14 protein-coding genes and 1 pseudogene are annotated in these 14,021 nt (G+C 72.0%); 9 read left to right on the top strand and 6 right to left on the bottom strand.

Annotated elements, in window-relative coordinates; genetic code table 11:
• The first annotated feature begins 71 nt into the window (after positions 1 to 71).
• Together ACY35P_RS00275 and ACY35P_RS00270 are read left to right on the top strand one after the other, a co-directional pair.
• Complete coding sequence (locus tag ACY35P_RS00275) at positions 72 to 1,406, top strand: L,D-transpeptidase family protein (RefSeq protein ID WP_462113809.1); 1,335 nt, start codon at positions 72 to 74, stop codon at positions 1,404 to 1,406.
• Between the two features lie 101 nt (positions 1,407 to 1,507).
• Complete coding sequence (locus tag ACY35P_RS00270; RefSeq protein ID WP_462113808.1) at positions 1,508 to 2,386, top strand: 5'-nucleotidase, lipoprotein e(P4) family; 879 nt, start codon at positions 1,508 to 1,510, stop codon at positions 2,384 to 2,386.
• A 57-nt stretch (positions 2,387 to 2,443) separates the two neighbouring features.
• Here ACY35P_RS00270 and ACY35P_RS00265 read toward each other — a convergent pair whose 3' ends face one another.
• Positions 2,444 to 2,710: a KGG domain-containing protein gene (locus ACY35P_RS00265; RefSeq protein ID WP_462113807.1), complete on the bottom strand. Its 267-nt coding sequence runs from the start codon at positions 2,708 to 2,710 to the stop codon at positions 2,444 to 2,446.
• Positions 2,711 to 3,045: 335 nt separating this feature from the next.
• Here ACY35P_RS00265 and ACY35P_RS00260 point away from each other — a divergent pair, with 335 nt between their 5' ends.
• The gene (locus tag ACY35P_RS00260) at positions 3,046 to 4,701 is read left to right on the top strand and encodes a diguanylate cyclase domain-containing protein (protein WP_462113806.1); all 1,656 of its coding nucleotides are present in this window, start codon (positions 3,046 to 3,048) and stop codon (positions 4,699 to 4,701) included.
• Positions 4,702 to 4,761: 60 nt separating this feature from the next.
• Positions 4,762 to 5,742 (top strand): NAD(P)H-quinone oxidoreductase, encoded by a 981-nt coding sequence (locus tag ACY35P_RS00255; protein ID WP_462113805.1) that lies wholly within the window; start codon positions 4,762 to 4,764, stop codon positions 5,740 to 5,742.
• Here ACY35P_RS00255 and ACY35P_RS00250 read toward each other — a convergent pair whose 3' ends face one another.
• Complete coding sequence (locus ACY35P_RS00250) at positions 5,743 to 7,353, bottom strand: MFS transporter (protein ID WP_462113804.1); 1,611 nt, start codon at positions 7,351 to 7,353, stop codon at positions 5,743 to 5,745.
• 87 nt (positions 7,354 to 7,440) lie between these two features.
• Here ACY35P_RS00250 and ACY35P_RS00245 point away from each other — a divergent pair, with 87 nt between their 5' ends.
• Positions 7,441 to 8,205: a DUF6491 family protein gene (locus ACY35P_RS00245; RefSeq protein ID WP_462113803.1), complete on the top strand. Its 765-nt coding sequence runs from the start codon at positions 7,441 to 7,443 to the stop codon at positions 8,203 to 8,205.
• Here ACY35P_RS00245 and ACY35P_RS00240 read toward each other — a convergent pair whose 3' ends face one another.
• Entirely contained in the window at positions 8,206 to 9,018 is an 813-nt protein-coding gene (locus ACY35P_RS00240) for an MOSC domain-containing protein (RefSeq protein WP_462113802.1), read from the bottom strand.
• Between the two features lie 187 nt (positions 9,019 to 9,205).
• A pseudogene (locus ACY35P_RS00235) lies at positions 9,206 to 10,327 on the bottom strand (PilT/PilU family type 4a pilus ATPase); the annotation flags it as partial.
• A 140-nt stretch (positions 10,328 to 10,467) separates the two neighbouring features.
• Between ACY35P_RS00235 and ACY35P_RS00230 the strand changes: the two are divergent.
• Together ACY35P_RS00230 and ACY35P_RS00225 are read left to right on the top strand one after the other, a co-directional pair.
• A complete protein-coding gene (locus tag ACY35P_RS00230; protein WP_462113801.1) occupies positions 10,468 to 10,884 on the top strand; it encodes a DUF1622 domain-containing protein in 417 nt (138 codons plus the stop codon).
• Positions 10,881 to 11,663: a potassium channel family protein gene (locus ACY35P_RS00225; RefSeq protein WP_462113800.1), complete on the top strand. Its 783-nt coding sequence runs from the start codon at positions 10,881 to 10,883 to the stop codon at positions 11,661 to 11,663. The genes ACY35P_RS00230 and ACY35P_RS00225 overlap by 4 nt, the downstream gene beginning before the upstream one ends.
• A 4-nt stretch (positions 11,664 to 11,667) precedes the next feature.
• Here the strand turns inward: ACY35P_RS00225 and ACY35P_RS00220 are convergent, their stop codons facing one another.
• A complete protein-coding gene (locus tag ACY35P_RS00220) occupies positions 11,668 to 11,916 on the bottom strand; it encodes a DUF3297 family protein (RefSeq protein WP_462113799.1) in 249 nt (82 codons plus the stop codon).
• Positions 11,917 to 12,008: 92 nt separating this feature from the next.
• Here ACY35P_RS00220 and ACY35P_RS00215 point away from each other — a divergent pair, with 92 nt between their 5' ends.
• Both ACY35P_RS00215 and ACY35P_RS00210 read left to right on the top strand, forming a co-directional pair.
• Positions 12,009 to 12,437: a hypothetical protein gene (locus ACY35P_RS00215; RefSeq protein WP_462113798.1), complete on the top strand. Its 429-nt coding sequence runs from the start codon at positions 12,009 to 12,011 to the stop codon at positions 12,435 to 12,437.
• A gap of 190 nt (positions 12,438 to 12,627) precedes the next feature.
• Positions 12,628 to 12,834, top strand: a complete 207-nt coding sequence (locus tag ACY35P_RS00210; protein ID WP_027083876.1) for a cold-shock protein — start codon at positions 12,628 to 12,630, stop codon at positions 12,832 to 12,834.
• 67 nt (positions 12,835 to 12,901) lie between these two features.
• Here the strand turns inward: ACY35P_RS00210 and ACY35P_RS00205 are convergent, their stop codons facing one another.
• Complete coding sequence (locus tag ACY35P_RS00205; RefSeq protein ID WP_462113797.1) at positions 12,902 to 13,954, bottom strand: GAF domain-containing protein; 1,053 nt, start codon at positions 13,952 to 13,954, stop codon at positions 12,902 to 12,904.
• Positions 13,955 to 14,021 lie beyond the last annotated feature (67 nt).

Genomic DNA, 14,021 nt, shown 5'->3' with positions numbered 1-14,021 from the left:
GCGCACGGATTCACGCGCCCCCCACCGCCGCCGGCAAGGATGAGGGCCTTCCCGTCGCATCGAGGTCCGCCATGCACGCCGTGCGCCCGCTCGCCACCGCCCTCTCCCTCGCGCTGCTCGCCGCGTGCACCGTCTCCAACAGCCCGACCGACGCCTCCGCTCCGCGCACAGCCGATACCGCACCTGCCACGGGCCCCGCGTCCGCGACCCCGGTGACCCCGGGCATGCAGGACGGCCAGCCGGGCGCGCCCGGAAGCACGCTGCCCGTCGCACCGGGCACGGCGATGCCCACGGAACCGCAGGTGGTCGCCGCCGCTGCCGACGCGCAGCTCGCGAAGGACGACCCGCTGCGCGCGCAGGTGCTGCTCGAGCGCGCCTTCTTCTCGCCCGGCGAGATCGACGGCCAGAAGGGCAGCAACATGCAGCGCGCGGTCAAGGCGTTCCAGACCGCGAATGCGATGAAGGCCACCGGCACGCTCGACACCGCGGCCTGGGACATGCTCAACCGCGACACCGCCCCGGTGCTGATCGAATACACCCTGACCGCCGACGACCTCGCCGGCCCGTTCGCGAAGACGCCGGCCAAGCCCGCCGAGATGTCGAAGCTCGACGCACTGCCGTACGAGTCGGCGCTCGAGAAGGTGGCCGAGAAGTTCCACATGAGTCCTGCGCTGCTCAAGAAGCTCAACCCCGGCGTGGACTTCGCTGCCGCGGACGCCGCGGCGGGGGCCACGTCGACGACCGGCGCAGCCACGACGAGCAAGCCTGCCGCGACGACGGCGAAGGGCGGTTCCGGCGGCGCGGGCGGGCAGGGCGCGACGAAGCCCGTGGCCGCCACGACCCCCGGCACGTCGGCCCCGGCGAACGCGGGCACCGCGGCGGGCAGTTCGGCGGCTGCCACGACCCCCGGCACCGCGACCACGGCCACCGGCCCCGTCGCCGCGGGCATGAAGATCACCGTGCTCAACGTGATGCCCGGCGAGCGCTTCCCGACGCCGGCGAAGATCGTCGTGGACAAGTCGGACTCGGCGCTGCTGCTCGTCGACGCCAGCGACAAGACGCTCGGTGCGTTCCCGGTCACCACCGGCAGCGCCCAGTTCCCGCTGCCGATCGGCGACTGGAAGGTCACCACCGTGCAGCAGAACCCGGTGTGGCACTTCGATCCGAAGCTCATCGCCGGCAGCAAGAAGACCGACAAGGAAGCCGACGTGCCGGCGGGCCCGAACAATCCGGTCGGCCTCGTCTGGATCGGCCTGACCAAGGAGCACTACGGCATCCACGGCGCGCCGCATCCCGACCGCATCGGCAAGACCGAGTCGAACGGCTGCATCCGCATGACCAACTGGAGCGTGCTCGCGCTGTCGAAGGTGGTGTCCGACGGCATGCAGGTGACGATGCGCGAGTGATCGCAATGCGCGGCCCGCCTTGCGGCGGGCCGTGCGCGACCGCACGCCGGCGTCGCATGCCCCGCCGCTAGACTGTCGGCCCGTTCCGACTTCCAGCCGCCATGCGACCGACGCCCGCCTTCCTGATCCTCGCCCTCGCGCTCGGCGGCTGCCGGCACGAGGGCGTTCGTCCGACGCCCGCCCCGGTGCCGACGGCGTCGGCCGCGGTCGCCGCCGACGACAATCTCAATGCCGTGCTGTGGATGCAGACGTCGCCCGAGTACCGCGCGAACGCGCTGCAGACCTATCGCGCCGCCACGCGCCAGCTCGACCGCGCGTTGAAGGACAGGCAATGGGACGCGCTCGACGCCAGCGAGCGCGCCAATGCCGCGCGCGGCCTGCCGCCCGCGGTGATCTTCGACGTCGACGAGACCGTGCTCGACAACTCCCCCTACCAGGCGCGCCTGGTCGCCGCCGGCACCGAGTTCGACGAGGCGCAATGGCAGGCCTGGGTGCGCGAGCAGAAGGCGACCGCCATCCCGGGCGTGCTCGAGTTCGCGAAGGCGGCGCAGGCCCGCGGCATCGCCCTGTTCTTCGTCTCCAACCGGGCCGTCCAGTTGAAGGAGGCGACGATCGCGAACCTCCGCGCGGTCGGCCTGCCGGTCAAGGACGACGCGTTCCTGGGCCTGGGCACCGCGGTGCCCGAATGCGAGCAGACCGGCAGCGACAAGACCTGCCGCCGGCAACTCGTCGGGCGCACGCATCGCGTGCTGATGCAGTTCGGCGACCAGCTGGGCGACTTCGTGCGCGTGCAGCCCAATACGCCCGCCGCGCGCGATGCGGTCTTCGAGACGCATGCGGCGTGGATCGGCGAGCGCTGGTGGATGCTGGCGAACCCCAGCTACGGCTCGTGGGAACCGGCGCTGTTCGACAACGAATACCGCAAGCCGCGCGATGCCCGCCGCGACGCCAAGCGCGCAGCGCTGAAGCTCGCGCGCTGACACGAAAAAGGCACGGGCGCTGGACGCCCGTGCCTCTCCGGACCCTGCAGGAGGCGCTTAGCGGCTGCCGCCGCGGCCGCCCTGGTTGCCGCCCTGGTTGCCACCGCCGCGGCTCGCCTCGCCGCCCTTGCGGCCGGCCTCGCGGGCCTCTTCCGACGTGAATTCATTCGCATTGCCGCTGCGGTGCGCGGCCTTGCCGCCTTCCGACGCGATCTCGCGCTGCTGCTGGTCGTCCATGGAGGCGAAGCCGCGTCCACCCTGGTTGTTGCCCTGGTTTCCGCCCTGGTTGCCACCGCGGTTGTTGCCACCCTGGTTACCGGCCATGTTCGACTCCTTCAACGTGCATCGTGGGAGAGAGAGAGGGCGCTTCTGCGCCCGCCTGCAGTCTCCCGGCGCCGCCGTAAGCGCCATGGCATGCGGGCGTGCAGGGCGGTTAACGGCGTTCACGCGGCTGAGCGGCCGTTCGGTCCACCGCTGAAGTCGCGACGGTCGATGCCGTTAACGACGGCGCGGGCGGCTCGGCCGGCCGCCAATCGCGGGCGCTGCCCGCATCACGTCGAGTGCGGGCTGCCGATGCACGACCACACGCCGTCGCCCGCGCCCAGACGCGCGGCCGGACCTTCGTCGAAGCGCCCCGCGCTTCGCGGGCGCGTGCCTGCATGAGCGGGGGCGCGCGCGGGTCCGCGACGCTGCGACGCCAGCTCGCCCTGGGGGTCGCGCTGCTGCAGGCGGTGCTGATGGCGGCCTTCGTCGCGCATGCCGTCGCGCGCCAGCACGCGACGCTGCGCGAGGCCAACACCGCCCATGCCGCGCACGTGGCCGGACGCGCGGCCGAGCGCATCGCGCCACTGCTGGCGGTGGGCGACCGCGATGCGGCCATCCGCGCCGCGTCGCTGCTGCTCGACGACGCCGACATCGCGGGCGTGGAGCTGCTCGGCGCCGACGACCGTTCCGTGTGGCGACGCGGCGCCGTCGGTGGGGAGCTCGTCATCCCGTTGCGGACCGGCGCGCGCGACCTGGGCGCACTGCGCGTGACTCCAGACGTGCAGGGGATCGAACGTGCCCTCCGCGCGAGCCTGCGCGACGGCCTGCTGTTCGCCGCCGGCGCGATCGCGCTCGGGCTGGTGCTCGCCGCGGCGCTCGCGCACGTGCTCACGCGACGCCTTTACCGGTTGCTCGAAGTCGCCGATGCGGTGCGCGAAGGCCGGCGCGACATGCGCGCGCCGCCGAGCCGCGTGCACGAGGTCGGCCGCCTCGTTGATTCGTTCAACGGCATGCTCGACGCGCTCGCCGAGCGCGAGCAGGCGCTCGCCGGGGCCAACGCGGACCTCGAGCGCGTCAACGGGGAACTCGAAGCGCGCGTCGAGGAGCGCACGGCGGAGCTCGCCGAGAGCGTGGCGAACCATCGCGCGATCCTCGAACAGGCGAACGACGCCTTCATCATGCTCGACGAGGACGGTCGCGTCGTCGAATGGAACCGTGCCGCGCGCACGATCTTCGGCTGGTCGCGCAGCCAGGCCTACGGCCGCCGCTTCTCCGAATTGCTCCTGCCCGACGAACGCCGCGCGGCGTTCGACGCGGACCTGCGCGACTTCGTCACCAGCGGGCAGACGCAGTGGATCGGCCGGCGTGTGGAGATCGCCACCCGCACGCGCGACGGCGTCGAGATCCCGGCCGAGATGTCGATGCGTTCGCGCTGGCGCGGCGACCGCCGCTACTTCGACGCCTTCCTGCGCGACATCAGCGAGCGCAAGCAGCTCGAGGTCTCACTCGCGCTGCAGGCGCTGCATGATTCGCTGACCGGCCTGCCCAATCGCCGGCTGCTGCTCGAATCGCTGCCGCGGGCGCTGCAGCGCGCCGACCGCTCGGGGAAGGCGCTCGGCGTGTACTTCATCGATCTCGACGGCTTCAAGCAGGTCAACGACCAGTTCGGCCACGAGGCGGGCGACGAGGTGCTGCGCGAGTTCGCCTGCCGCATCCGCGACACCGTGCGCGCCGTCGACATGGTCGCGCGGCTGGCCGGCGACGAGTTCGTCGTCGTCGCCGAAGCCTTCGCCGAGCCCGAATCGAACGCCGCCGTGGTCGCCGCCAAGCTGCTGCGCGTGGCCCATGCGCCGTACGTGGTCGGCGACCAGCCGCGTCACCTGTCGTCGAGCGTCGGCGTCTCGCTGTACCGGCCGCGCGACGGCCTCGATGCGGCGACGCTGCTCGCGCGGGCCGACCAGGCGATGTACGCCTCCAAGCGCGGCGGGAAAGGGCGCGCGACGCTGTGGGCGCCCGGGATCGCGCAGCCGAGCGCCAGCGTCGAAGCCTGAGCCGCGACACCGCCGATGCGGCGCGGCGGCTACGCTGCGCATCCTTTGAGGGAGTCCGCGATGAACCTGCCTGCGACCATGCCCGCGATCGCCGTGCGCGACGGCGCCGGCCCGGCGACCGCATTGCATCCGATCGTTGCCGATCGGCCGGAACCCGGTCCGGACCAGCTCCTGCTGCGCGTGATCGCCGCGGGCGTGAATCGGCCGGACCTGCTGCAGCGCGAGGGCCGCTATCCGGCGCCCCCGGGCGCACCGGCGACGCTCGGCCTCGAGGTCGCGGGCGAGGTGGTACGCGGCGTCGGCCGCTGGCGCGAGGGCGACGTGGTCTGCGCGCTGCTCGGCGGCGGTGGCTATGCCGGCTATGCGGTGGTGGATGCGCGCCACGCGCTGCCGGTGCCGGCCGGGCTCGACGCGGCGCATGCGGCCGCACTGCCCGAGACGGTGTTCACCGTCTACGCGAACGTCTTCGAGCATGGCGGCCTGAAGCCCGGCGAGACGCTGCTGGTGCACGGTGCGACGTCGGGCATCGGCGTGATGGCGATCCAGATGGCGAAGGCCCACGGCGCACGCGTGATCGCCACGGCGCGCAGTGCCGAAAAGGCGCGGGCGGCGCTGGCGCTCGGGGCGGACGCCGCGGTCGACACGACCGTCGACGACTTCGGCGTCGTCGCGAACGCGCACGGCGGTGTCGACGTCGCGCTCGACATGGTGGGTGCGCCGTACTTCGCGAAGACGCTCGAAGCGCTCAACACGGGCGGCCGGATCGTCTACATCGCCGCGCAGGGCGGCGACATGCTCGAGGTGCCGGTGTGGGCGCTGATGCGCAAGCGCGCGGTGCTCACGGGCTCGACGCTGCGCCCGCGCGACGCCGACGAGAAGGCGCGGCTCGCGGCCGAGGTCGAACGCGTCGTGTGGCCGTGGATCGCGCAGGGCCGCGTGCGCGCGGTGGTCGACCGCACCTTCCCGCTCGCCGACGCCGCGCAGGCGCACGCCTGGCTCGAATCCGGCCAGCACACGGGCAAGGTCGTGCTGCTGCCCTGATCAGCGATCGAAGGCGGCCTGGATCGCCTCGAGCCGCGCGCCGCGCGTCTCCACGCCGTGGCGCAGGATCATCAGCATCGATGCGGCCATCGGGATGGCGATCAGCACGGCCGACAGCGCGAACTGCCCGAAGAAGCCGAAGACGCCCAGTCCCGCGCCGAGGATGCCGCCGAGCTTCGAACTCGCGGCCACCACGCCCGAGCCGGTGCCGCGAAGGTGCACGGGGTAGATCTCGGCCGCGTAGGGAATGAGCATCGCGATCACGCCGCTCACGCTCACCAGCAGCGCCACCACGCCGGCCACCACCGCGGCCTGCGCGCGCACCTGCACCAGGTCCATCGCGGCGAGCGCCAGCAGCGACAGCACGGTGAGGCCGATGAACAGCACGAGCGCGCGGTAGCTGCTCCAGCGGTGGTAGAGCCAGACGACGGCGGCGATGCCCGGCAGTGCGTACACCGCCGACTTCGCCAGCAGCGCGCTCGTCGCCTTGGGATCGACGCCCAGCGCCGTGAGGTTCACCGGCAGCCACAGCAGCACGCCGAAGTTCACCAACCCCCATGCGATCCCGCAGACGACCAGTCCGGCGCTGATGCGCGCCTGGCGCCCGCGCAGCAACGTCATCAGGCCGCCGGCCGCATGCTGTTCGTCGATGACGGGCGGACCGGGATGCGAGGCGTCGTCCGGCTCGACCGCGTCGCTGCGCCCGCCCGAGAAGCGCGCGAGCACCGCGCGTGCGACGTGTTCGAGCCCGGCGCTCGACAGGAAGCGCGGCGATTCGGGGATGAAGCGGTTGAGGAAGATGATGATCGCGCCGGTGGGCAGCCCGAGCAGCCACAGCACGCGCCAGCTGAACATCGGCTCGAGCGTCGCCGCTGCGCCGGCCGCGAGCAGGTAGCCCGCCGAGGTGCCGACGCCGCCGAGCGCGACGAGCAGCCAGCCCCGGTGCGCGGCCGGGATCGTTTCGGCCATCAGCGTGAAGGTGATCGGCAGCAGCCCGCCGGCCGAGGCGCCCATCAGGAAGCACATCGCGAGGTTCCAGCCGAACGACGGCATGGCGCCGCAGATCGCGGTGCCGATGAACATCAGCGCCGACAACAGGATCGCGGCGCGACGCCCCGAAACGTCCGCGATGCGTCCCCAGACCACCGAGCCCACGGTCGTGCCCGTCAGCGCGCACAGTGCGAGCAGGCTCGCCGTCGGCTTCGCGATGTCGTACTCGGCGCTCATGCCGGGCACCACGAAGCCGAGCGTGGCGGGCTTCATCACGTCGATCGCGAGGGTCACCACCAGCACGCCGACGAGCTTCCAATGCTCGATGTTGAGCGGCACGCCGTCGGCGACATGGAAGCGCAGCGGTGCGCCCGCCGCCGCACGCGCCGCGCGCATGCGGGCGAGGCGCGGCATCAGGCCGTAGCAGGCGAAGGCCAGCCCGACCGGGATCGCGAGCATCCCGAGCACCATGTCGGTCGTCATCGGCATGCCCACCATCTGCCAGTGGGTGTGCCGCCCCATCATGAACATCGGCAGGTGCGCGAACACGCCGGCGGTGATCAGCAGGCTGCCGAGCCAGAAGGCCCAAGGATGGTGGAAGGAAATGCCGCTGGTCTTCATCGAACCCCCGTCGCAGGCGCGCAGTGTAGGGCGCGACCGCTGCGGAAGCTGCGCTAGCATCGCCGCACGCCCCGACCGACGCCGACGATGCTCCTCGCGCTCCCGCTCCTCGCCGCCGCCCTCGCGACCGCACCGGCCCGCGAGCCCGCGCCCGGGCCCGGTTGCTTCGATGCGCGCGAAGTCGCCGAGGTGGTGCAGGCGGACGACTACACGCTCGGCGTGCGGCTCCGCGACGAATCGCGCTTCCGCATCGACCTCGCCTCGCGCTGCGCCGCGGTGGACGATGCGCCCGCGCGGCTGGTGAGCCCGGGCGGCTGGATCTGCGGTCGGCCGGGCGTGGAGGCGGTGCAGGTGGGCGAGCGCATCTGCCGCGTGGCGCAGGCGCGTGCGATCGATCCGCGCGGCTTCGCGGCGCTCGCGATGGCGCGGCCGAAGGCGACGCGCGAGCTCGACCGCATCGAGGTCGTCGGCACGCGGCGGCGCGGCTTCACCGGCTCGCCCGCCTACTGCGTCGACACGCAGCACCTGCGCGGCTGGCACGAGGACGGCGACGGCATCATCGTCGAGGTCGGCCGCGTGCATTCGGGCGGCAACCGCTTCTACCGGCTCGAACTGGGCGGCTCCTGCCAGACGCTCGCCTCCAGCGCGCATCTCGTCCTGCAATCCGGCGTCGGTCAGAGCACGGTGTGCGGCTATCCGGGCGACCGCGCGCTGATCCGCAGCGAAGTGGCGCTCGGCGGCTACGAGGGCGACATCTATCGCCCGATCAGCGAGCGCAGCCTCGTCACCCGCGAAGGCTGTCCGGTCACCGCGGTGTATCCGATCGACCCGAAGGCGCGGCGGGCGGACTGATCAGTCCAGCACGACGATCGCATCGCCGCGCCGCACGGTGCCGGTGCCGCGCGGGATCAGGTTCATGCCGAACACGACGCCGGTGACGGGCGCGCCGGGTGGCGCACGCCGGTAGCGCGTCAGCGTGCGCAAGGGCTCGCCGTCCCGATCCCGCGTCATCGTCGCCGGGTCGATCGTGGTGAAGACGCACCGCGCGCAGGGCTTCACCGCCTCGAACTCGACCGGGCCGATGCGCACGCGGCGCCAGTGGTCTTCCGCATGCGGCGCGGCGCCGGCGACGACGAGGTTGGGGCGGAAGCGCACCATCGGCACGGGCGACGCGAGCCGCGCGTTCAGGCCGTCGAGCGCGGCCTGCGAGATCACGAGCAGTGGATACGCATCGGCGAAGCTCACCTCGTCGCCCCCGCGACCGAACAGCGGATCGACCGCCCGATGCGCCTCGGCATCCATGTGCACGAGCCGCGCGGGGATGCCCAGGTAGCCCGTGAGCCAGTCGGCCGCCGCGTCGCCTGCATCGCGCGCATCGACGGCGTCGCGCCAGATGGTCACCGCGCGACGCCGCGCGCCGGGGCCGGGCGCCGGCACGTGCAGCGGCGGCATGCCGGTGGCATCGAGCCACAGCCCGTCGTCGGCGGGAACCGCACGGATGCCCACCATTTCGGCGCGCTCGCGGGCGGTGATGAAGCGCCCGTCGTCGTCCACCGCGAGCCAGCGCCGATCGCCTTCCGGACCGCGGGCGGCGATGTCGAGCGCATCGACGTCGAGCTGCGCGCAGGACTTGAGCGGATGCAGGTGGAGCGAGGCGACGTGCATGGGCGGGCCCGCGGGTCGGGGCGCCATTATCGACGCGGTGGCATCAGCCGGGTGGACGCACGGCCTGCTTCTCGCTCTGCAGGCGTGCGAGTTCCAGCTGGTCGCGCTTCTCCTGCTGCTTGCGCAGCTCCTCCTTGCGGATCGCCTCGGCTTCCTCGGCGGTCGGCGCGGCATCCAGCGAGAGCGACAGCCCGGCCGCGGCGGTGGGCTCGCCGCGCGTGCTCTTGAGCTTGATGTTCAGGCGCAGCTCGTTGGCCGAATCGGCATTGCGGATCGCCTCGTCGTAGCCGATCACGCCGTCGTTGTAGAGCTCGAACAGCGCCCAGTCGAACGTGCGCATGCCGAGTTCGCGCGACTTGTTCATGATGCCCTTGAGCTCGTTGAACTCGCCCTTGAAGATCTTCTCGGCGATCGTCGGCGTGTTGATCAGGATCTCGATCGCCGCGGCTCGGCCCTTGCCGTCCTCCGTGCGCACGAGTCGCTGCGAGACGATCGCGCGCAGGTTGGCCGACAGGTCCATCAGCAGCTGCGTGCGCCGCTCCTCCGGGAAGAAGTTGATGATCCGCTCGATCGTCTGCGACGCGCTGTTGGCGTGCAGCGTCGACAGGCAGAGGTGGCCGGTTTCGGAGAACGCGATCGCGTGCTCCATCGTCTCGGCATCGCGGATCTCGCCGATCAGGATCACGTCCGGCGCCTGGCGCAACGTGTTCTTCAGCGCGTGGTGCCAGGAATGCGTATCGACGCCCACCTCGCGGTGCGTGATCAGCGACTTCTGCGAGGTATGCGCGTATTCCACCGGGTCCTCGACCGTGATGATGTGGCCCGCGCTCGTGCGGTTGCGGTGGTCGAGCATGGCGGCGAGCGAGGTCGACTTGCCCGAGCCCGTGCCGCCGACCACGAGGATCAGGCCGCGCTTCTGCATCACGAGGTCCTTGAGCACCTCGGGCAGTCGCAGCTTCTCGAAGTTCGGGATCTCCGCCGCGATCGTGCGCAGCACCATGCCGACGTGGCCCTGCTGCACGAAGACGTTGACGCGGAAGCGCGACACCCCGGGCAGGGCGATCGCGAAGTTGCACTCGAGCTGCTCGGCGAACTCCGCGCGCTGCTTGTCGTTCATCAGCGCGTCGGCGAGCTTCGCGGTGATCGCGCCGGTGAGCTTCTGCGGGCTCAGCGGCGCCATCTGTCCGTTGGACTTCATGCTCGGCGGGAAGTCGTGCGCGATGAACAGGTCGGAGCCGCCGGCTTTCGCCATCGCGGCCAGGAGCTTGTGCATGTAGTCGCGGGCCTGGTCTTCGGTGAGCTGGGTCATGCAGGGCGCGCGAGGGGACTACCCGCGGTATCGGCACGCGACGCGCGGGGTGAACGGCGTGCTCCGTGCGGTGCGCCGCAGTCTCGACATTCCGTCGCCGCCCGGTGGCGGAGACTCGGCGGGTCTCCCGAGGAACGCCGATGGACGCCAGCACGTTCAAGCAGGCCGCCGAATGGGTCAGCCTCACCGTCGACGCCGCCGGCACGCTGGTCATCGTGGCCGGCCTCGCCTGGGCGCTGTGGAGCTTCGTTACGCGACGCCACGAGCGGGCGCCGCCGAGCCTGCGCCCGGGCCGGCCGGACGAGACGGGCTACCGGCGCCTGCGCCAGGACGTAGGCCGCGGCATCCTGCTGGGCCTCGAGTTCATGGTCGCCGGCGACATCATCCGCACGGTCGCGGTGGAGCCGACGATCAACGGGCTCGTGGTGCTCGGCGGCATCGTGCTCATCCGCACATTCCTGAGCCTGTCGCTCGAGGTCGAACTGGAAGGCCGCTGGCCGTGGTCGCCCGCCCCGCGCGTACCGGCCGAGGCGCCGCCAACGCGGTCCGCCCCGTGAGCGTCGCGCCGTCCGGGCTTCGACGCCTTCGACGTCTGCGGCGGCTGCACGACCGCCTCGAGCTGCCGATGATCGTGCTGGCGTTCGTCTGGCTTGCGCTGTTCGTGGTGGAGACGGTGGCCGATCCGCTGCCGTGGCTCGGCGCGGTGAACTGGGCGATCTGGGGCCTGTTCCTGCTCGAGTTCGCGTTGGGCCTGGTGCTCGCGCCGGCCAAGGGCGCCTACCTGCGGCGCAACTGGCTGAAGGCGCTCGCGCTGGCGGCGCCCGCGTTGCGCCTGCTGCGCGTCTTCCGCGTGCTGCGCCTCGCGCGCGCGGCGGGCGTCATCCGCGGCACGCGCATGGTGCGCATCGTGAGTTCGCTCAACCGCGGCATGGGCGCGCTGGGCAAGAGCATCGGGCGGCGCGGCGCCGGCTACGTGAGCGCGCTGACCCTGCTGGTGACGTTCGCGGGCGCCGCGGGCATGTACGCCTTCGAGAACGACGGCGGCCACGCGGGCTTCCGCGACTTCGCCGACGCGCTGTGGTGGACCGCGATGATCATGACGACGATGGGCTCGGCGTACTGGCCGGAGACGGGCGCGGGCCGCGTGCTGTGCATCCTGCTCGCGCTGTATTCGTTCGCCGTGTTCGGCTACGTCACGGCGGTGCTGGCGAGCTTCTTCGTCGGCCGCGACATCGGTCGCGACGGCGGCGAGGCCGACCTCGCGCAGGTGCTGGCGGAACTGCGCGCCCTGCGCGAGCGCCTCGGGCCACCGGCGGAACCCGGCCCGCCGGGCTGACGCGTCAGCCGGCGTCGGCGACCTGCAGGTACGGCTCGACGGTGCCCTGCAGCTTGAGCGTCATCGGCTGCCCGCGACGATCGCGCGCGCGGCCCGCGGCAACGCGGATCCAGCCCTCGCTCACGCAGTACTCCTCGACGTCCTGCCGGTCGCGGCCGTTGAAGCGGATGCCGATGCCGCGCTCGAGCAGGGCGGCGTCGTGGAAGGGGCTCCGCGGATCGGTGGCGAGGCGGTCGGGCAGGGTGTCGGTCATGGCGGATCGGTCGGGCGGAACGGACCGGCATTATCGCCCACCATGACCAATTGCCCGCGCCGTCTCGGGGATCGGACCGATAGCCTCGGCGGATGAGCGCTCCGTCCTACCGCCTGCAGCTCGAGCCGCGCGAGCACTACCTGTTCGCCCGTGTCGAGGGGCCCGAGGACACCCTCGAGGTCTCGATGGCCTACTGGACCGAGATCGAGGCCGCCTGCCGCGCGCGCGGCGAACGGCGCCTGCTGGTGGTCGAGGCCCTTGCGGGCAACGCCGCGCCGATGGACATGGAGCAGGTGGTCGGGGCACTGCTCGGCATGGGGTTCCACGACATCCGCGTCGCCTTCGTGGACGCGACCGAGGACGCCGCCCTGCTGGTCAGCGCCGAGCTCCGCGCCCAGCGCGCAGGGCTGGTGGGACGGGTCTTCCGGCGTGTCGACGAGGCCGAGCAGTGGCTGCTCGCCGACCTCGAAGCGGGGGCCGCGGACCCGGTTCCGGCGGCGCTGGAACCTCCGGCCCGCTGAAGAAGCGACGGGCGGACGTTGCAATTGGGGGAGACACCCTCTACGGTAGCTGAGCTGCTCCGGGGGTCACCGTGACCTGTGACCCGATGCTGTAGATCGCTGATCCGCTCCATCGTTGCTAGATCACTCCTTGTGAACAGCGCCATCGCCGCCTCGTGCGGCACCATCAATATGTTCCAGGAGTTACACAATGTCCCGTGAAGTCGGCACCGTGAAGTGGTTCAACGACGCCAAGGGTTTTGGCTTTATCAGCCGTGAGAATGGCGAAGACGTGTTCGTCCATTTCCGCGCGATCCAGACCCAGGGCTTCAAGAGCCTGAAGGAAGGCCAGAAGGTCTCCTTCACCGTGACGCAGGGCCAGAAGGGCCTGCAGGCCGAAGCCGTCCAGCCGGAGTAATCCGCGGACGACCTTCCGGTCGCACGTTGCAAAAGCCCGGCTTCGGCCGGGCTTTTCTTTTGGCGCCTCAGCGCACCTCGATCCGCGCGCCGCCCACGGCCCGCGCCGCGGCGAGCGCCCGACCCGCCGCATCCAGGGCCGTATGCCCCGAGCTGCCGCGCTCGACCGTCGCCAGCCCGATGCTGAGGGTCACCGGCACGCCCGACGCGGGGTTGCCCGCCAGCTCCGACAGGCGCACGCACTGCGCCAGCGCGCGCGACGGCGGCATCGGCATCAGCAGCGCGAACCCACGCCCGATCCGCGCGAGCCGGCCTTCGGCGACCGTGCCCTGGCGCAGTGTCGCGGCCAGCGCCTGCAGGTTCTCCTCGACGCCTGCGAGCCCGTGGACTTCCTCCAGCATCGCCATTTCGTCGATCTCGATCCGCGCGATCTGCAGGTCGCCGGTGGCGCCCGCGGCCGCGATTTCCGCATCGACGAGCGCCGCGAAGGCCGAGGGCCCGGGCAGGCAGGTGAGCGGGTCGATGAGGCCGAGCGGCGCCGCGTCGGGCGCGTGCAGGCGCAACAGCTCGTCGTGGCGGGCGAGCTGTCCGGTGAACCAGTCGCGCTCGCGCAGGTGCAGCTGCAGCAGCCGGCTGGCGCGGCGCAGCTCGATCATCCGGGCGACCTGCCGCGCCAGCGCCTGCAGCGTCTCGACCTGCGGCTGGGTGAGCGATCGCGGCTCGCGGTCGAGCACGCACACCGTGCCCACCGGCATGCCGTCGGCCTCGATCGGCGCGCCGGCGTAGAAGCGGAAGCCGTTCTCGGTGACCAGCGGATTGCCGGAGAAGCGCGGATCGGCGGCGGCGTCCTCGACGATCAGCGGGTCGCGCGGGTCGAGGATCGCGTGCGCGCAGAACGAGATCTCGCGCGACGTCTGCTCGACGTCGAGGCCCACGCGGGCCTTGAACCACTGCCGGTCGGCGTCGACCAGCGAGATCGTCGCCGTCGGCGCGCGGCAGACGGTCGCCGCGATGCGCACGATGTCGTCGTAGTCGTCCTCGGGCGGCGTGTCGAGGATCCCGAGGGCCTCGAGCAGGGCCTGGCGGGACAGTTCGTTGGCGGGCAGCGCGGCAGCGACCATGGCGGTCCCCGGGAAGGCGGAGGGCAGGTTAACGGGCGGGACGTCGCGGGCGTAGCAGGGGTTTCCC

Source organism: Lysobacter xanthus (assembly GCF_047159895.1).
The sequence above is the reverse complement of the archived record's forward strand: the minus strand, read 5'-3'. Positions and strand labels throughout refer to the sequence as shown.